The 17984-nt window shown below is 50.6% G+C and carries 16 protein-coding genes; 3 read left to right on the forward strand and 13 right to left on the reverse strand.

Translation table 11 applies throughout. The annotated features are described in order from the left end of the window. Positions 1-292 precede the first annotated feature (292 nt). The 13 genes from DZK30_RS18120 to DZK30_RS18180 all read right to left on the reverse strand — a co-directional run bounded on the left by DZK30_RS18120 (position 293) and on the right by DZK30_RS18180 (position 13083). A complete protein-coding gene (locus tag DZK30_RS18120) occupies positions 293-1357 on the reverse strand; it encodes a 3-oxoacyl-ACP synthase III family protein (protein WP_118975573.1) in 1065 nt (354 codons plus the stop codon). 56 nt (positions 1358-1413) lie between these two features. Next, positions 1414-1671, reverse strand: a complete 258-nt coding sequence (locus DZK30_RS18125) for an acyl-CoA-binding protein (protein ID WP_118975574.1) — start codon at positions 1669-1671, stop codon at positions 1414-1416. Positions 1672-1715: 44 nt separating this feature from the next. Next, complete coding sequence (locus tag DZK30_RS18130; protein ID WP_205529486.1) at positions 1716-2168, reverse strand: DUF2147 domain-containing protein; 453 nt, start codon at positions 2166-2168, stop codon at positions 1716-1718. Positions 2169-2207: 39 nt separating this feature from the next. Then, on the reverse strand, positions 2208-2720 hold the full coding sequence (locus DZK30_RS18135; protein WP_118975575.1) for a DUF4442 domain-containing protein: 513 nt from the start codon (positions 2718-2720) through the stop codon (positions 2208-2210). After that, entirely contained in the window at positions 2717-3184 is a 468-nt protein-coding gene (locus DZK30_RS18140) for an acyl-CoA thioesterase (RefSeq protein ID WP_205529487.1), read from the reverse strand. Before DZK30_RS18140 ends, DZK30_RS18135 begins: the two co-directional genes overlap by 4 nt. A gap of 50 nt (positions 3185-3234) precedes the next feature. Further along, complete coding sequence (locus DZK30_RS18145; RefSeq protein ID WP_118975576.1) at positions 3235-4572, reverse strand: SGNH/GDSL hydrolase family protein; 1338 nt, start codon at positions 4570-4572, stop codon at positions 3235-3237. Between the two features lie 18 nt (positions 4573-4590). After that, a complete protein-coding gene (locus DZK30_RS18150) occupies positions 4591-5820 on the reverse strand; it encodes an OmpP1/FadL family transporter (protein ID WP_118975577.1) in 1230 nt (409 codons plus the stop codon). A 119-nt stretch (positions 5821-5939) separates the two neighbouring features. Next, positions 5940-7718 carry an acyl-CoA dehydrogenase family protein gene (locus DZK30_RS18155; RefSeq protein WP_118975578.1) on the reverse strand — a complete coding sequence of 593 codons (1779 nt, stop codon included), beginning with the start codon at positions 7716-7718 and terminating at the stop codon, positions 5940-5942. 73 nt (positions 7719-7791) lie between these two features. Beyond that, complete coding sequence (locus tag DZK30_RS18160) at positions 7792-8145, reverse strand: four helix bundle protein (protein ID WP_118975579.1); 354 nt, start codon at positions 8143-8145, stop codon at positions 7792-7794. Positions 8146-8236: 91 nt separating this feature from the next. Next, positions 8237-9415, reverse strand: a complete 1179-nt coding sequence (locus tag DZK30_RS18165) for an acetyl-CoA C-acyltransferase (RefSeq protein WP_118975580.1) — start codon at positions 9413-9415, stop codon at positions 8237-8239. 90 nt (positions 9416-9505) lie between these two features. Next, positions 9506-9850, reverse strand: a complete 345-nt coding sequence (locus DZK30_RS18170; protein WP_240432951.1) for a four helix bundle protein — start codon at positions 9848-9850, stop codon at positions 9506-9508. A 123-nt stretch (positions 9851-9973) separates the two neighbouring features. Then, positions 9974-12352 (reverse strand): 3-hydroxyacyl-CoA dehydrogenase/enoyl-CoA hydratase family protein, encoded by a 2379-nt coding sequence (locus DZK30_RS18175; protein ID WP_118975582.1) that lies wholly within the window; start codon positions 12350-12352, stop codon positions 9974-9976. A 170-nt stretch (positions 12353-12522) separates the two neighbouring features. Continuing rightward, entirely contained in the window at positions 12523-13083 is a 561-nt protein-coding gene (locus DZK30_RS18180) for a TetR/AcrR family transcriptional regulator (protein WP_118975583.1), read from the reverse strand. A gap of 213 nt (positions 13084-13296) precedes the next feature. Here DZK30_RS18180 and DZK30_RS18185 point away from each other — a divergent pair, with 213 nt between their 5' ends. The 3 genes from DZK30_RS18185 to DZK30_RS18195 all read left to right on the forward strand — a co-directional run bounded on the left by DZK30_RS18185 (position 13297) and on the right by DZK30_RS18195 (position 17970). Next, positions 13297-13851 (forward strand): hypothetical protein, encoded by a 555-nt coding sequence (locus DZK30_RS18185; protein WP_118975584.1) that lies wholly within the window; start codon positions 13297-13299, stop codon positions 13849-13851. Between the two features lie 101 nt (positions 13852-13952). Next, positions 13953-14771 carry a purine-nucleoside phosphorylase gene (locus DZK30_RS18190; protein WP_118975585.1) on the forward strand — a complete coding sequence of 273 codons (819 nt, stop codon included), beginning with the start codon at positions 13953-13955 and terminating at the stop codon, positions 14769-14771. 160 nt (positions 14772-14931) lie between these two features. Further along, positions 14932-17970 carry a ligand-binding sensor domain-containing protein gene (locus DZK30_RS18195; protein WP_162903213.1) on the forward strand — a complete coding sequence of 1013 codons (3039 nt, stop codon included), beginning with the start codon at positions 14932-14934 and terminating at the stop codon, positions 17968-17970. Positions 17971-17984: the final 14 nt, after the last annotated feature.

Below are 17984 nucleotides of genomic sequence, written 5' to 3' on the forward strand. Positions count from 1 at the left end.
TGAAGATTACAGAAAAACTTACCAGATACCATACTTAGTGACTATCCAGATAAAGGAAACAAAGTTTTGTAGGTCTATAAATACTGGCTGACACGCTCTGCTTCATTCGACTTTTTATTTGGTGTCAATATCCCATTTTTCTTTCTTTTTTGCTTCGCCAAAAAACAGGTATCGACTTTAATGCAGTATTGCCGAACATAGGATCATAGATTAACGTTTTAATCATTAACCAAAAGTGTCCTTTCCATTGCTCCTGTTTTGGGGGCTGGTTTCCTATATACGGATAATCACTTTATACTTTATAGACAATCGCATTGATATTCATCCCTGCGCCTACCGAGGCCAGCAGGATCACGTCGCCGGCATGTAGCTCATGTTCCGGAAGCTTTCCCTTGCGTACGAGGTCGAGCAAGGTAGGCACTGTGGCTACAGAACTATTGCCCAGCTTGTGGATGGTCATCGGCATCATATGAGCCGGCACGGATTCTTTGCCATACAGGGCAAAAAAACGTTTACCAATCGCCTCATCCATCTTTTCATTGGCCTGGTGCAGGAACACTTTTTTCACCTCATCGATAGCAATACCCGATTGATCCAGGCAAGCCTTCATGGCCAGCGGTACCTGGTTGAGGGCGAATTCATAGATCTTGCGGCCCTGCATCCTGATGAACCGTGTACCGGGTGTCGCGCCTGGTTTCAACGATGTTTCGAAATTCAGGTAGTACACCTCGTCATAGGTAAAAGAACGGCTGGCTGTACTCAATATACCACTATCGGGAGCATCGTCCCATTCTGCTATTACCGCGCCCGCGCCGTCGGCATAGATCATGGAATCCCGGTCATGTACATCCAAAACCCGTGACAATGTCTCGGCACCAATGACAAGGTATCGCTTTGCGGCGCCCGTTTTAAGAAACTGGTTGGCGATAATCATTCCTTGTATCCATCCCGGGCAGCCGAAAAGAACGTCGAAAGCGACGCAGCCTGCATTTCGTATCCCGAGATTATGCTTCACTCTTGCCGCTAAAGAAGGCACCGTATCCGACTGGACCTGACCTGAGGGTATATTACCATAATTATGGGCGACGATAATGCCGTCCAGGGTTTCGGGATCGATCGCAGCATCTGCTACAGCCTCCCGGGCCGCCATCGTTGCCATATCGGAAGTCTGCTGATCCGGCCGGGCATAACGCCGCTCTTCAATACCGGTGATCCCTCTGAATTTCCGGATAATTTCGGCTGGATCGGCATCGATCGGCTGATGGGTAGTGTCGTAAAACTGGTGCTGAAGAAATTCCTTTTCGCCGATGATCTTTTCCGGTATATAGTTTCCTGTGCCGATTATCCGTGCTGCCATGAATATTATTGTTTACATGACCCGGACGTTGTGCCCAAGCCTGATTATTGGCGTCATTACTGCGCCAATTGGTTCACAAGGGCGATATATTGCTGCTTCGCAGCATCTTTTGCCACACCTTGCTGTCGCCTCCAGGCTTCATGCTTGGCTTTAGCTACAAAGTCAAAGGTACCATAATCTCCTTTATCAGGAGCATCTCCCTCCGTAGCCTGCTTATATAAGCTGTACAGTTGCAACAGGGTATCATTATCCGGCTTTTCCGGTAAAGTCTTGCTAGCCGCTACTGCAGCCTCAAATTCGGTTATAATTGCCATAATCGGTTATTATTTTAGCCCTCACCAAATATTTCCGGTGGGCATCAATTCGGACTCCGGGTCCAAGTGGTCGTGCGCCCCAGCATGGAAATGCCTACATATCCCCGTATCGATAGCTTGCTGTCGCTTTCGTAGGTAATCTTGCAGCTATAGGTCTTTCCGTTCTTGGGATCGTAAATGGTGCCATCTTCGTACATTTTGTCGCCATCCTTGTTGAAGCCCTTCAGGATGAGCAGGCCAATGATGGGCTGAGACTGCAGGTTTTCCTTGGGATTATTGACGTCAGTCTTAGGCTTACCGTCTTTATTCGGCTCTTTCAACCATACGATCTTTCCATAGAATTTCCCGTTCTTAGCTTTGTATATCTCGATCTTTGCTTCCTTCTCCTGGTTGAGCCAAAAACCTTCCACCTTATCTTTCTGAGCGTAAGTAACTTTGGCGCCCAGAACCATTACGCCTAGTAGTAACGTCGCCAACAGGGCTATTTTCTTCATCATAAGCTTTCGTTTTTTTTAGGGTAAAGAAAAAAATTCCGTTTAATCCGCTTTTGTTCTGACATGCTTCCAGGATTTGATCTGCCAATTGATCAGCCCGGTACAGATATGGTTCCCATCGGCATCGTAGACCTCTGCCGGGAACTCTTTGAAGATGGCCTCCATATGTTCCAGGGGCTGCAATACTTCCTTTGTAAAATCCGCGTCCGGCAACCGGAAGGTAACCGACACATCCTTTTTGGCCTGGTAATGATAGGTCATATGGATGTTCTTCAGAATAATGCGGTATGCCTTTGGGTCCAACCGCAGCAGCAGGCTCAATCCAGAAACGTACTCGCACAAGGTTGCCAGCAGACAGGCATGTATCCCTTTGATATGGTTCCGGTTGGGTCGTACATTCTTCGCCACGATAGTAATGCTGTCATCCCCTATTTGCGTTACCTTGAGTCCATGCGGCTTATTGAACGGCACGGTACGCAGCAAACCCATATTGAGCAGCCATAGCTGGAAAGAAGATCGCCTGGCTTTGGCTACTTGTTGCTGTAAACGGTTCATCCTTTTTGGATTGTTTTATCGGGTACAGGTTCCAGCACAAAATCATCGGTACGCGGCAGCTCTTTCAGAAAGCGCTCTCTGAAGGGCTCCGGCGGGGCTGTAAGCTTGCGCTTCACCATGTCGATCCAGGCGCCGTCCACCTGAATTCTTGCCGCCAACACACCATCGTCGCGGAATATTTCCTGCAGAAACGACCAGCGGGAGCCATCTTCACGGCATTTGCCGAGCAGGCAGGTTACCCTCACAGTATGTCCCAGCATCACTTCACGCAGGTACACGCTTTCTTCGCGGAACAGTATTGGTCCGATCTTCGCTTCCTGCATCACGGTGATATTCATACCCAGCCGTTCCAGCATCTCAAGCCTGGCCTGTGCCGCAAAATCGGCATAGGCACTGTGTCGCAAATGCATATTGGCATCTATCTGCGCCCACAATACTTTCGCTTCTAAAAAAAATTTGTCCATAATAATAAAGCCGGGAGCGCCGTCCGGCAACGCTCCCCAGGTTTCTTTTTTTAGGGGAACCGGACACCGCTGTACTTATTGACATCTACATCCGGAATAGACGAACGGTAAGTCTGATTGGCGACGCGAATAATTTCGTTGGCCACCAACGCATAACCCCTGGGTGTAAGGTGAATTCCATCGAGCGAAAAAGCGCCACCGGTTACAAATGCAGGTGTATAGGTTACGCCGTTCCAGGTAACACCCGATTGCAGGCTTTTCAGGTAAGTATTGGCATCCATGAGCGCCAGGCCATATTTGTTCGCATTATCCGCAATTACCTGGTTGAAGGCCGCGGTAGCGGTCTTTACATTGCTTACTTCCGAAGCATCCAGCACATATTGCTTAGGTATGGGCTTCATGCTGCCCCAGCCGCCACATTTCAGCGAATCGCCCGGGGTAGTGATCAGCAGGTATTCGCCGGCCTTGATCTGCCTGAGGTTACCGGGAGCCGCCTCATCTTCGATAATAAAGTAGTTGGCCCCTGCAGTAAAAGAGATACCCAATGGGGCATAGGCTGCGCTCAATTGTGCAGCCTGCGTCGCATCCAATACAAGACCTTTAGGATTGATGGTAGTGAAATAAGGAATAGTGGTCACATCGGGTATATTGATCAGGACGCCTTTAGGGCTTCTGCCGCTGGTCACGATTGCGCCTACCACCTTATTGTAAGTAGCCGTAAAAGCAGGTAGCGGAGAGATGTCGGTCAGGTTGATGCCGCCGTTGGCGCCTTCGCCCCCGGCTGTAGCATAGCCCAGCACATCGTTGGCGCCCAGCCAAAGGGTAAAGAAGGTGGGTACGGGTTGCAATGCGGCATCCAAAGGACGTTGCATAGGGCTGGAAAAGAAACGGCCGGCATAGGGATTGGCCAGGCCATAGCCTGCCACATCATAATCGATGCAACGGATACCCGGTATACCTACATTGTTGTAAGGGCCACCGGCGGCGATATTGGTAGCGCTGCCGGCCGTATCGGGCACACCGGAGTAGAGCTTCGGTCCCAGCGATGTAACCCCTTTGCAATCCGTTACCAGATCCAGCACGCGCTTGGGTAAGCGGCCGGCAGCCGGTGCAATGGGCCAGCCCGATTCGCCGGGCAGTAGCGGTTGCTTGAAATCTCCGCCGCCTACGAGTTTGAATTGCCCGGCAAGCATATTGGGGTACGAATTTTCCTGTCCGCTGCGATAGAGCGAGCCATCGGCAAAGCCGGCCGTAAGCGAATTGCCCATGGCAACATAGACAGAAAAGTCGGCCGAACCAGCCGAAGGTGTATCGGGATCGATCTTGGATTTACAGGAGAAGGTAAGCAATGCAGCAGAGGCCGCTATGAAGAGATATGATTTTTTCATTGTTGGTTGGATTAGCGGTTAAAAAGTATAAGAGATACCGATAGCAGGCAGCAGGCTCTTGATCTGGTAAGCACCCCTGAAATTGGCCGGATCGTAGGTTACATCTCTCCTCGGTGTGGTGGTATAATTCAGGGCCGCCATTATGCTAAGCCGAGGCAAGGGCTGATAGGTAGCGCCACAGGACAAGGTAAGCCTGTTGCCATCTACCGCATCGGGCGACAGCAGGTTGTCGCGTGTGGGCGTAGGATCATAGGCGCCTCCGGCCATAATCGCAAACTGGTCGGCGATCTGATAATGCGCTCCCAACCGGAAGGCAACCGTATTCTTATAAGAACGGGGATCGTGTGTATCCTGTACCGCTTTGTTTTCAGCAAAATCGAAGCTCAGAGAGTCGTAAGTCTTCCAGCCGGCAAACACGACGTCAGCCTGTACCATAAGGTCGCTGGTAAATTTATAACCCAATCCTACCGTCAGTATTTCGGGCAGCGGCAGTTTCGAATCAAAGGTGGTATTGGGAAAATTGCCGGCCAGCGATCCGGGTACGGTAAAGGTCGCGTCTCCTTCATTTACTTTCATATTTACCTTGGAGCGATAAGAGATGCCGAACTGCAGGTCATCGGTCGCTTTGATCTGTACGCCCACATTGAAGCCGTAGCCATTGGCGCCGCCTTTCAGCTTGGCCTGCCCGTCGTTGCCGTTGATATCCTGTACTGGTACAGCCTTCGTAATATCGACTGTTCCCCGGGCATATACAAAACCGGCGCCTACAGAGATCATATCGTTGACCGCATAGCTTACCGTTGGCTGGAAAAAGAAACTTTGCAGACTGATCGACTCCACTACATACCGTCCGGTCCAGCTATTGCCCCAATCCAGCTTATTACCAAAAGGAGTGTAGATGCCCAGGCCTATGCCTATCTTGCTTCCTTTCTTTATAGGCCCGCCAACGTACACAGCAAAGGGAGTGGTCGTATGCGTCTCGGAACTGGCAGAATAACCGCCGGTAGGCGTTTGCACATACTTCACATTGGGAGTAACAATATTGACACTACCATAGGCCTGTATGCCATTTAGCCGCGACAGCCCACCGGGGTTAAAAAAGATAGTAGAGGCATCCCATGGCCAGGCCACACCGGTTCCGCCCATTGCGGTTTGCCGTATACCCTGCAGATTTAGTTGAAAGCTGCCGCCGAAAGCCATAGAAGAGGCCACCAGCGCAGTAGCGGTAAGCGTACAGATCTTTTTCATTGTTGTTGTTTTGGGTTAGTAAAAATGGCTAAATGCATCATGCTTCTTGCCGGTAGCGGCGGCGCCTTGCCGGAAGAATAGCAGGCAGGAAAGCCGTGGCCTTCCTGCCTGCTACTTATTTAATAGCAATATTTATTGGCTTCGATCAGCTTCGCAGCAATACTCCTGCGTGCTTCGGTCGTATTCAATTCGTCGGTCTTGGTAAAACGTTTCAGTCCCATCATCATCATCCTGCGCTCATCTCCATCGGCAAATGCATTGAGCGCATTGCGACCCGCGGTATGGATGCGTTGCGCAGCATCGAAAATATAGACCTTTGCCATGGCTATCTTTTCTTTTGCCGCTTCTTCACCGGCGCTACCTGCAAGCTTTTCTACACGCAACAGTACCGACTCGCTTACATAGAGCTCGATCAGCATATCGGCCAGGTACAGGATCACTTCCTGCTCCTTGCTCAGGCTTTGCATAAGCTTCTGTACCGCGGCGCCTGCAGTCATCAGGATCGCCTTTTTAAATCCGGAAATATAGCTATGCTCTTTGGCAAAAAGGCCTTCTTCCTGCGCCCCGAAGTCGGGAATGCTCATCAGCTCGCCTGCCACTTTCTGTGCAGGGCCCATCAGGTCGAGCTCGCCTTTCATGGCACGTTTCAGCATCATATCCACACTGAGCATGCGGTTGATCTCGTTGGTTCCTTCGAAAATACGGTTGATGCGTGCATCGCGGTAGGCACGATCCATAGGCGCTTCGGCGCTATAGCCCATGCCACCATATATCTGCACGCCTTCATCGGTTACATAATCCAGCACCTCCGAGGCATGCACTTTGATGATGGCCGCTTCAATGGCAAATTGCTCGGTGCCCTTCAGCTTGGCCTGCGCGGCGTCCATACCACCGGCAATGTAAGCATTGGTCGCATCTTCGATATTCTGGCTGGCGCGATATACGGCAGCTTCCGAGGCATAGGTACGAATAGCTTGTTCGGCAAGCTTGTATTTGATCGCGCCATACTTGGCAATAGGACGTCCGAATTGCTCCCGCTCGCCGGCATAATTGACGGCTTTGCTGATCACCTCTTTGGAAGCGCCGAGCGCCGCGCCACCCAGTTTGATACGGCCCAGGTTCAGGATATTGACAGCGATCTTAAAACCGTTCTCCCGGGTCGACAACAGATTTTCGACCGGCACCTTGCAATCGTTGAAGAATACCTGGCGGGTAGAGCTGCCCTTAATACCCATTTTATGCTCTTCGGGGTTGAACGATATACCTTCAAAGCTTTTTTCGACGATGAAGGCGCTCAGATTCTTATCGTCGTCAATCTTGGCAAACACCGTAAAGATATCGGCAAAGCCGCCATTGGTGATCCACATTTTCTGTCCGTTGAGGATATAATGCTTGCCGTCGGCAGAAAGCGTGGCTTTGGTTTTGCCGGAATTGGCATCCGATCCGGCTCCGGGTTCGGTAAGACAATAGCAGCCCTTCCATTCGCCAGTAGCCAGCTTGCTCACATACTTCTTCTTCTGCTCTTCGTTGCCATAATAAAGGATAGGCAAGGTTCCGATACCCGTATGGGCCGAAAGCGCCACGGCAAAGGAATGTCCTGCGCCCAGCACCTCAGTAGTGAGCATGGACGTCACGAAGTCTTTTCCTACACCATTGTATTCTTCGGGTACACTCATGCCCAGCAAGCCCAGCTCACCGGCTTTGTCGAGGAGAGAAGGCATAAGGCCCTCTTCCTGCTCGTCGATGCGGTTAAGATTGGGATCGACATTTTGTTTCAGAAAATCGCGGCACATTTCCGCAATCATACGTTGTTCTTCGTTCCAGTCTTCGGGAATGAAGATATCTCCGGCTTTCGTGTCTTTGATCAGAAATTCGCCGCCTTTGATTGCTGCGTTCATATTAGTATTGAGATTTGGGTATTGGGTATTGAGATGTTACGTTGCCAATACCCAAAAGGTTTTAAAAATTATTTTAAGTCAATAAGCTTTGCTGAAGTCGGTAATTCATCTTCTGCAGATCATCCAGACGATCCAATAAAAGTGCTGACCGCTCTGTATCCAGTAGTTCCAGTCTTTGGGCAATAATAATCTGAGTTTGGAGTTCGTACGAAGAACCATTGGCGATAGCCAGAAAATGCTTAAAATCTCCATTTGTATTTCTACCCGCCCCTTCTGCAATATTTGAAGGAACAGAAACAGCTGATCTCCTGATTTGAGAAGTTAATCCGTAGGTTTCCTCTTTAGGAAAGTAAGCAGTGGCACCATACACTTGTGTCGCAAGATCAATGGCCTTGTGCCATATCTTCAAATCGCTGAGCTTATGCATATTCTTACAATTTTAATTGCGAAAATTCACCTGACGCTGGTACTTATTACTTACTGCCTCAATACTCATTACTCACTACCCAATACTCAAGCTACATCATCTCAAATATCCCGGCGGCGCCCTGCCCGGTACCTACACACATGGTTACCATGCCATATTTCTTTTCGCGGCGCTTCAGCTCGTTCAATACTTGTACGGTAAGCTTGGCGCCGGTACAACCCAAAGGATGTCCCAGGGCAATAGCACCGCCATTAACATTAACGATCTCCGGATTCAGGCCCAGCTCCCTGATCACCGCCAGCGATTGCGAGGCAAATGCTTCGTTCAACTCGATCAGGTCGATATCATCCTTCTTCATACCTGCTACCTTAAGGGCTTTAGGAATGGCTTCTATAGGACCGATACCCATGATGCGGGGCGGCACACCGGCGGAGGCATAGCTAACCATACGCGCTACCGGTGTGAGGTTATTTTCTTTCAGGAACTGCTCGCTGACCACCATCACAAAAGCCGCACCATCGCTGGTCTGCGAAGAATTGCCTGCGGTCACGCTGCCACCTGCGGCAAACACGGGCTTCAGCTTCGCCAGCGCTTCTGTTGAAGTATCGGCGCGCGGGCCTTCGTCGGTATCGACCACGTACTCCCGGGTCTTTTTCTTACCGCAATTGGCGCCCACATAGGTTTCCTGTATAGTCACCGGCACGATCTGGTCTTTGAACTTCCCTTCGGCCAATGCCTTCAGGGCCTTTTGATGAGAATGCAAGGCAAATTGATCCTGGTCTTCACGGCTTACTTTATATTCTTTGGCCACCTGTTCGGCAGTCAGGCCCATATTCCAGTAATAATCGGGATGTGCCAGGGCTGTATCGGCATCGGGTACCACCCGCCATCCCCCCATGGGAATAAGGCTCATGCTTTCGGAACCGCCGGCAATAATACAATGTGCCAACCCACTATGGATCTTGGCTGCAGCGATAGCGATCGTTTCGAGTCCCGAGGCGCAGTAGCGGTTCACAGTCACGGCCGATACTTTGTCGGTATCGAAGCTCATGAGGGATACAAAACGGGCGAAGTTGAGCCCTTGCTCCGCTTCCGGCATGGCATTGCCTACGATAAGGTCGTCGACCTGTTCGGCTCTCACCTGCGGTACCGAGGCCATCAGGTGTTTGATCACGTCAGCAGCCAGTACATCGGGGCGGGTGAAACGGAAGCCTCCGCGGGGCGCTTTGCCCACGGCTGTCCTGAAGCCGGTTACGATATATGCGTTCATTTGATTTTTTAGATGTTAGATGTTAGACATTAGATATTAGACATTGGGATCGTATTGTCCTGTCTCCTTCCGTCTTTTCTTTTTACGATGTTATAGCGTTCTGTTCTTGATATTTTCCTTGAAGGCATAAGTCATTTTTAGCAGTTCATTGATATTGTGTGTCAGATATTCAGATTGCTCGGCGTTGATCAGATGTAACTTCTCTGAAATAATAACCTGCGTTTGCAGCTCATAAGCCGATCCGGTCGCTATACCGAGAAAGTGTATGAATTCTTTATTTGAATTTCGACCGGCGCCTTCCGCGATATTAGAGGGAATAGAAGCAGATGACCGCCTTATCTGAGCAGTAAGCCCATAAGTCTCTGTTGGCGGGAAATGGGCCGTCGCCTTATACACATCTACGCATATGTCGATAGCCTTGTTCCAGATTTTCATATCCCCGAGTTTATGCATAACATTTTGTTTTAAAAAGATGAATACCGTTTATACAGGCACATCAAAAGGTTATGGTTTTATCTGGTATCTAATGTCTAGCATCTAATATCTAACGTCTGATAACTAATTTCTAAGTACTTTTCCGCCGTTCAGAATAGACTGTATCCTTTCCAGGGTTTTCTTTTCGGTCGTCAGGCTCAGGAAGGCTTCGCGCTCCAGGTCGAGCAGGTATTGCTCGCTCACCTCAGTGGGCTGGGAAAGGTCCCCGCCGGCCAGCACATAGCCCAGCTTCTGCGATATCTTTACATCGTGCTCGCTGATATAATTGCCGGTAAACATGGAGTTGGCGCCCAGGTAAGCCAGGCCCAGCGCCTGCTTGCCCAGCACTTTAATATCCTTGCGGTGTGCAGGCTGCACATAGCCGGCGTTAGCCATTTCCAGGCATTCGGCCTTGGCCTCGGCCAGCAACCGGTTGCGTGAGATCACTACCTTATCCAGGCCTCTACGCAGGTAGCCCAATTCAAAGGCTTCTTCTGCCGAGGTCGATACCTTGGCCTGACCTATGGTAAGGAAACGGTCGCGATAGGTATTGAGCGCTACATCGCCTTCATGCAGAGAATCGGAGAGCCGTACAGCAAACTCCTTGGAGCCACCCCCGCCCGGTATCAGTCCTACACCAAACTCCACCAGGCCGATATAGGCTTCGGCATGCGCCACTACCTTATCGGCATGCAGGCACATTTCACAGCCGCCGCCTAATGCCATATTGTGCGGAGCCACTACTACGGGTATAGCAGAATAGCGGACACGCATCATGGTATTCTGAAACTGGCGTATAGCAAAGTCCAGCTCATCGTATTCCTGCTCTACAGCCATCATGAAGATCATGCCCACATTGGCGCCGGCGCTGAAATTGCCGCCTTCGTTGGAGATCACCAGGCCTTTGTATTCTTTCTCAGCCAGGTCTATCGCCTTGTTGATACCTTCCAGCACCTCACCGCCGATACTGTTCATCTTGGTATGGAATTCCAGGTTCAGGATACCATCGCCGATGTCGGTGATTGTAGTGCCGCTGTTCTTCCATACCGTCTTGCTTTCGCGTATGTTCTCCAGCAATATAAATTCTTCGGTGCCCGGAATGACTTGGTATGATTTTGTAGGAATATCGTAATACAGGCGATGGCCATTCTCTATCTTGTAGAACGTAGTGTTTCCTGCCGACAGCATATCGTATACCCACTGTGCAGGCTTATTGCCGGCCTCTTCCATTGCTTTTATGGTAGCTTCAACGCCCAGTGCATCCCAGGTATCGAAGGGTCCGAGCTCCCAGCCGTAACCGGCCTTAATAGCATCGTCGATCTTGTACAGCTCGTCGGAGATCTCGGGTATACGGTGGCTGGAATAAGCAAAAAGCGGGAACAGTGTGGCGCGGTAAAAATCACCGGCCTTATCTTTTGCGGCGATGAGCATGCGCAACCGCTGCCGCAGGTCGTCGACAGGTTTGGTGGCTTCCAGCACGGCAAACTTCACTTTCTGGGAAGGTTTATATTCCAGGGTCTTCAGATCCAGTGCATGGATCTCGCTTTTGCCACCCTCCCCTCTTACTTTTTTAAAGAAACCTTGCTCGGTCTTGCTACCCAGCCATTTGTTCTCAATCATTTTGTTGACGAAGGCCGGTACTTTCAGCATCCCTTTTGCTTCGTCATCCGGTACATTTTCTACCAGGCTGTTGGCTACCAGGGCCAGCGTGTCGATTCCCACCACATCGGCGGTACGGAAGGTGGCCGATTTGGGACGGCCCACTACGGGCCCCGTTAGCTTGTCTACCTCTTCAACGGTCATCCCGGTCTTTTCCACATATTGCAACAGGCTCATCATGCTGAAGACCCCGATACGGTTGCCAATGAACGCTGGCGTATCCTTGGCCTGCACGGTCGTCTTACCGAGGAATTTTTCACCGTAATGCATCAGGAAACTGATCACTTCCTTATTCGTGTCGGTAGTGGGAATGATCTCGAGCAGCCTGAGATAACGCGGCGGATTAAAGAAGTGCGTTCCACAAAAGTGCTTCCTGAAATCTTCGCTGCGGCCTTCGGCCATCAGGTGTATCGGAATACCGGAAGTATTGGAAGTAATGAGCGAGCCCGGCTTGCGGTACTGCTCTACATTGGCAAACACCTTCTTTTTGATGTCGAGCCTTTCGATCACCACCTCGATCACCCAATCGCAGTCCTTAATGCGGGGCAGATCGTCGTCCAGGTTACCGGTGCTTATTCTTTTCGCAAAGGATTTGCTATAGATGGGCGAAGGGTTGGATTTAAGGGCGAAGGCCAGCGCATCGTTCACGATCTTGTTGCGGGCCTTGCCATCGCCTTCGGGCGCATCTTTGGGTACAATGTCCAGCAGCAATACCTCCAGTCCTATATTGGCGAAATGGCAGGCAATACGACTGCCCATTACCCCGGACCCCAGCACGGCTACTTTTTTAATGATCCGATTCATTTGAGATTTAAGTATTAAGAGTCAGGTATTAAGTATTAAGTATTAGGTATTAAGTATTGGGTATTGGGTATTGAGTATTGGGTATTGAGTATTAAGTATTGGGTATTGGAATTTAGAATTTGGATACATAGTACTTGAGACCTGATACATAGTACTTGATACCCGCTCCATCACACACTGATCGCCTGCCATACTGCTTCGTGGAACTTTTGCTTGGCGCCTTTCTTATTCAGATCGGTCTTGTGCGCCAGGTGCAGCTTAATGATCGTATTCATGGGTCCATGGATCAGAGCTAACAAAATGGCATCGGGAATGTTCCGGATCACACCTTGCTTTTTTCCCTCCCGCATCATCTTATAAATGGGCAGGAGCAGGGTAAAATTTTCATCCTGGTTTTCTTTGAATAAAAAAGGGGCATAGGTGTATTGCTCAATAAAACTGAAATTGTCCGGCTCAGCCAGATAGAAGTCTATCGCCAGATCGATCATATTGAAGAAATTGGCCTTTACCGGCTTGCCATCGTCGTAGCCCTCGAGCACATTCTGGTTAAACTCATTCACGATCATGCCATACAATGCATTGATCAGGTCTTCCTTTCCTTTAAAGTACAGGTAAATGGTTCCGGCTGCTACGCCGGCTTCCTGCGCAATCTTTTTCATGTTCAGGTGATAGAATCCTTCACGGTTGACCAGCTTCAATACACTTTTGAGAATGGCCTGCTTTTTGTCCATACAACAATATTAAGCAAAAAAATGAATGAACGTTCATTTTTGAAAAAAAAGAGTAAGCTGGTACTCACCGGCCCTTAACCGGTCGCTAACCAAGGCCGCGGCCCTGTTTTCAGCAACCGTTAATGTGCAAAACTTCTTAACGTTTCATTTGATTTTTATGGCGACTATAAATACTTTCGCCACTGTAACCCTTCATCTTTTATACGCATTGTCATGAAACCGCTCAATTTGCAGGAAGACCTGATCCGGGATTTCCAGGAACAGAAAAAGACCGTTAAGGAACAGGTGGCGCTCATTGATCCCATGGCCACATCGCTGCGCAAGCCGGCCGCCAAACGCCTGTTCCATACCGGCATCATCGTCTTCATGGAGATCCTTTGCTGGCTGCTCGTATTGGGCTGCATCGCCTTCGTGCTCTTTGCCGATAAGCTTTATCCTTTTTATTACCTCAGCCAGCTGCAACACGATACTGCATTGGGCGAACGCTATAAGCCGGAAGACCTGAAGGCGCTGCACTGGATGGTGAGGGGAGCCGGCCTGGTCCTCGCGCTGCTCCTGCTCATAGTCGCCCGCATGCTGGCGGCCATCCGCCTCAAGAACAGCATCCTGCACATTGCCGGGAAAAATATGAAGCAACTGGTGGAGCAGCTGCTGAAACGGAAGGCAGCCATGGAGAATATGGAGCAGAAGTATCCTTCCGAGTTACCTCAGAACGACGATGCCGTCGTGATCCAGGTACAGAAACCGCACAATGATATTCTCCTTTAAGCCGTCCAATAAGAGCAAAAGGTTAATATTCGCGGCAACGGTATTTCATATGGATTTAAAATTATCTTTGCAGCCATTTTTTAAAAAAACCGTATCCTTCAATGTCCTTTGAACAAATACAGGAAACCGCTGCATTCATACAAAGCAAGATCAAACAGACGCCCATTGCGGGTATTATCCTGGGCAGCGGCCTGGGCGACCTCGCCAGGGTGGTAGAAGCCGAGGTAGAGATCCCTTATTCCGATATCCCCAATTTTCCTCACAGCACGGTTGAGGGACATGCGGGCAAGCTTATCTTCGGTACATTGAAGGGTCGGCAGGTAATGCTGATGGCCGGCAGATTCCATTATTACGAAGGCTACAGCATGCAGGAGGTAACTTTTCCTGTAAGAGTAATGAGGGCGTTGGGTGTGGAAACCCTTATCGTGTCCAATGCCGCCGGTGGCATGGACCCCGGGTTCAAGGTGGGCGATATCATGTTCATCCGCGATCATATCAACCAGTTTCCCGAACACCCGCTGCGCGGTAAAAACGACGATCGCCTGGGCACCCGCTTCCCCGACATGAGCGAACCCTATAACCTGGGCTTGCTGGCCAAGGCCAGGGATATAGCCCGCAGGCTGGAAATACCGGTACACGAAGGTGTCTATGTGGGCCTGCAGGGGCCCACTTTTGAAACCCGTGCCGAATACCACTGGCTGCATGTGATCGGTGGCAATGCCGTAGGCATGAGCACCGTACCCGAAGTGATCGTGGCGATACACGGAGGCATGAAGGTATTTGCCGCCAGCATTATTACCGACCTCGGCATCCGCGACGAGCTCAATGTGATTACTCATGAAGAAGTGCTGCAGGCCGCCAATGCCGCAGCACCTAAGCTGGCTGCCATTGTATCGGAACTGATCAAGACGATCAATTAAGCGACAAACATATCCCGGAGCGCTGCCCATTGAGTTGGGCAGCGCTTTGTTGCAAGCAGGCGGGCATACCACCTGATGCTGTATTCCTGCAAGGCCGTTCCCATAAGGCTATTTTTATTTGATACAGCCTGCCCCGAAAGTTATTATCTTAGCCTCCGGCATGGGTTATTGTTTTACGAAAAGGATAAACAAGGCAGGATCAGGCATTCATGCGGCTGTAACTTTTGTTCTGGGCTTGTTGCTTTTATGCGCCGGCCCCGGAGGTGCTTTTGCCAAATCGGTACTGTACGACGGGCGGGACGGGCTTAACGGCAACGATATTAATGTAGTGGAAAAAGACAGCCGCGGCCTTATGTGGATAGGCACACACAATGGCCTGAATATTTATGACGGCTATACCTTCACCCGGGTTACCGGTCCTCTCGCCAACAGGCATATTTCCAGCCTGGCCTTGTATGAAGCCCGGCAACAGATGCTTGTGGGCACCGATGCCGGTCTCTTTGCCGTCGACCTCGCCACATTGACCACTTCGGCGGTGCTGGCCGCTGTGCCCGCCGACCGGGAATGGGCGATAAGCCGTGCCCACCATATTTTTGTCGATCCCGGCACCAGCACCGCTTACATATCTTTCGGGCAAGGCTATATAGCCCGGATCGATGCACAGAACCGGCTGCGGCTCCTGTGCCGGATGGCAGACACCGGCCGCGCCGTGGGGCAGATCATCGCCATGGATGGCCACCTGCTGGTCAACAACGGCTGGCTCTACCGGATCGACCCTGGCAACGGGAGCATGAAGATGCTGACCGAGGCGAATGCAGGAGGACCTTTTACCTACCTGGCCAGGTCCGGCAATACCCTGCTGCTAAACAACAGCTCAGGTAAGCTGTCGCTGCTGGATGGCCACAGCCTCAAAAGTGCTTTCCCGCCGGAGTTGAAAAAGAAGATCGATGCGCTGCCCTATGGCATTCTACAAGCCGTGCTGCGGGATAAAAGGCTCTACTTGCTTTGCAATAACTATACTTTTTTTGTGATCGACCTGCAGAGCGGTAAGGTCATTGAATTTTCCAAAAAATACCCCGACATTTTCGAAGGCAAAAATTACCATTCTCTTTTTGTAGACGAGCACGATATCATCTGGATCGCAACCAACAAGGGGTTGATCAAAGCAGAAGACAGGGCCGAACGCTTTAACAAAGGACTATACAGCTTCCCCGACCGTGTGAGCACCCGCAAGATCATTGAAGATGATAACGGCGACCTCTATGTATCGTCTTACAACGGCCTCTGGCACTACTCCAGCCAAACCAGGGACTGGCATGCCTATATGCGTAATAGCGACGCCGTAATCCAGAGCAATCCCAGGGCTTATGCCGGCCCGGTAACGCCCCATACCCTGCTGCCGGAAACGGAGAGCAATTATATTTACCTGGGCTTTGACGCAGAGCAGCTGCTGCGCTTCAACAAGCGGAAAAAGATATTTGAAACGCTCGACTACATGGTCAATCTTAAGAAGGACCCGATCGGCGGTATCTACGCTATTGTACAGGACAACAAGGGCCGGCTGTGGCTGGGCTGCGGCAATGGCCTGGCTACTTACGATCCGGTGGCCAATACAATGCTGCTGCATCGCAACGATGGCTTCGATGTGGGCAACAGGGTCCGCTACATTGCTGCCAGCGACAATGAAGACCTGTTTTACGTAGGCACCGTTGCCGGCTTGTTTATTGTAGACCCTTTACGCGGTATCCTGCACCAGCTGAATACCCGGACAAAACCGGCTCTGAGCAACAACGATCTTCTCTTTGTTCAGCGCGACAAGCAAGGCTATATCTGGCTGGGTACCAACGGTGGCGGCATCAATGTGGTATCGCCCGACCTGAAATCGGTACGGTTTATCCGCCGGCAGGACGGGCTCAGCAATGAGGTGGTATATGCCATAATACCGCAGCAAAAGGACAGCAATATTCTTTGGATCAGCACGTTTAACGGCCTCGACCGCTATCGTAAGGACCGGCGTTCCTTCTCCAACTATTTTGAAGAAGACGGGCTCAGCTCCAATGAGTTCAACCAGAATTCCTTTCTTACCACCGCCAGCGGCGAAATGTATTTCGGCAGCATCAATGGCATCACTTCTTTCGACCCGGCGGAGTTCAGTGAGCCCGAACCCTTTAAGGTATTTGTATCCGGCATTTCGGGCTGGAACGACAGGACACAGAGTATTCAGCTCATGCGCAACAAGGCAGCCACAGATAATACCATCGTAAAAAAACCTTCGGACCTGTTGCTGGAACTTCACTTTGGTTGCACCGATTACAGCGATCCGCTACGCAATACTTACAGCTACCGCATCAGGGAAGTTTCCGACAAGTGGGTCACGCTCGACGACCGCCATACCCTCAACCTGGGCGGCATTCCCTACGGCAGCTATACCATCGATGTGAAGGCGATCAACCCAAGAGGCGTCTCTTCGGCAAATGTGCTGACCTTCCTGGTAAAAGTTATCCAGCCTTTTTACAGGACCTGGTGGTTCTTTGCTCTGCTGCTGCTGGGCCTCGCGGTGATTTTCTATACGGCCTACCAGATCAAATACCAGGGCTTTAAGAATATCCTGCACCTTCGCATGAAGATCGCCAGCAACCTGCACGACGAGGTGGGCAGCCTGCTCACGCGGATCACCATGTTTTCCGACAACCTGCGTTATAGCCGCAATACCGAAGAGCAACGTAATGCCAAGCTGGAAAAGATCGCCGAGCTTAGCCGCAATGCCGTAGCTTCAATGAGCGATGTGCTGTGGACCATAGATTCGCGCAATGATTTTGCCGGCAACCTGCTCGATCGTATGCGCGAACATGCCGAAGAAATGCTCTTTCCTTTGGGAATAGATGTTAACTTTGTATTATCCGGGACCGATCTGAACCAGCCGATATCTTCGGATACCCGCGGCGAGATCTACCTTATCTTTAAGGAGGCGGTCAACAATATCGCCAAGCACAGCAAGGCTAGCCGTGTGGATATTGCTTACCAGATCACCGACCGGCACTTCAGGCTAAAGATCACCAATAACAAAGCCGGGGAGCTGAGCAACGAACAATCGACCGGCCAGGGGCTGAGCAATATGCGCATGCGTGCGACCAGGGTAGGCGCCCGGCTGACCGTACATTCGGGAGACGATCAATTTACCATCGAGGTGAGCAATTGACCAAGGCATAAATT

It is taken from the genome of Taibaiella koreensis, from assembly GCF_003545715.1.
Taxonomy (GTDB): domain Bacteria; phylum Bacteroidota; class Bacteroidia; order Chitinophagales; family Chitinophagaceae; genus Taibaiella; species Taibaiella koreensis.

Excerpts from the sequence above, each read along its gene's own strand:
- DZK30_RS18135 (WP_118975575.1), bottom strand. The coding sequence starts at position 2,720 with ATGAACCGTTTACAGCAACAAGTAGCCAAAGCCAGGCGATCTTCTTTC.
- DZK30_RS18120 (WP_118975573.1), bottom strand. The coding sequence starts at position 1,357 with ATGGCAGCACGGATAATCGGCACAGGAAACTATATACCGGAAAAGATC.
- DZK30_RS18185 (WP_118975584.1), top strand. The coding sequence starts at position 13,297 with ATGAAACCGCTCAATTTGCAGGAAGACCTGATCCGGGATTTCCAGGAA.
- DZK30_RS18195 (WP_162903213.1), top strand. The coding sequence starts at position 14,932 with ATGGGTTATTGTTTTACGAAAAGGATAAACAAGGCAGGATCAGGCATT.
- DZK30_RS18180 (WP_118975583.1), bottom strand. The coding sequence starts at position 13,083 with ATGGACAAAAAGCAGGCCATTCTCAAAAGTGTATTGAAGCTGGTCAAC.
- DZK30_RS18165 (WP_118975580.1), bottom strand. The coding sequence starts at position 9,415 with ATGAACGCATATATCGTAACCGGCTTCAGGACAGCCGTGGGCAAAGCG.
- DZK30_RS18145 (WP_118975576.1), bottom strand. The coding sequence starts at position 4,572 with ATGAAAAAATCATATCTCTTCATAGCGGCCTCTGCTGCATTGCTTACC.
- DZK30_RS18140 (WP_205529487.1), bottom strand. The coding sequence starts at position 3,184 with ATGGACAAATTTTTTTTAGAAGCGAAAGTATTGTGGGCGCAGATAGAT.
- DZK30_RS18175 (WP_118975582.1), bottom strand. The coding sequence starts at position 12,352 with ATGAATCGGATCATTAAAAAAGTAGCCGTGCTGGGGTCCGGGGTAATG.
- DZK30_RS18190 (WP_118975585.1), top strand. The coding sequence starts at position 13,953 with ATGTCCTTTGAACAAATACAGGAAACCGCTGCATTCATACAAAGCAAG.
- DZK30_RS18150 (WP_118975577.1), bottom strand. The coding sequence starts at position 5,820 with ATGAAAAAGATCTGTACGCTTACCGCTACTGCGCTGGTGGCCTCTTCT.
- DZK30_RS18155 (WP_118975578.1), bottom strand. The coding sequence starts at position 7,718 with ATGAACGCAGCAATCAAAGGCGGCGAATTTCTGATCAAAGACACGAAA.
- DZK30_RS18170 (WP_240432951.1), bottom strand. The coding sequence starts at position 9,850 with ATGAAAATCTGGAACAAGGCTATCGACATATGCGTAGATGTGTATAAG.
- DZK30_RS18125 (WP_118975574.1), bottom strand. The coding sequence starts at position 1,671 with ATGGCAATTATAACCGAATTTGAGGCTGCAGTAGCGGCTAGCAAGACT.
- DZK30_RS18160 (WP_118975579.1), bottom strand. The coding sequence starts at position 8,145 with ATGCATAAGCTCAGCGATTTGAAGATATGGCACAAGGCCATTGATCTT.
- DZK30_RS18130 (WP_205529486.1), bottom strand. The coding sequence starts at position 2,168 with ATGATGAAGAAAATAGCCCTGTTGGCGACGTTACTACTAGGCGTAATG.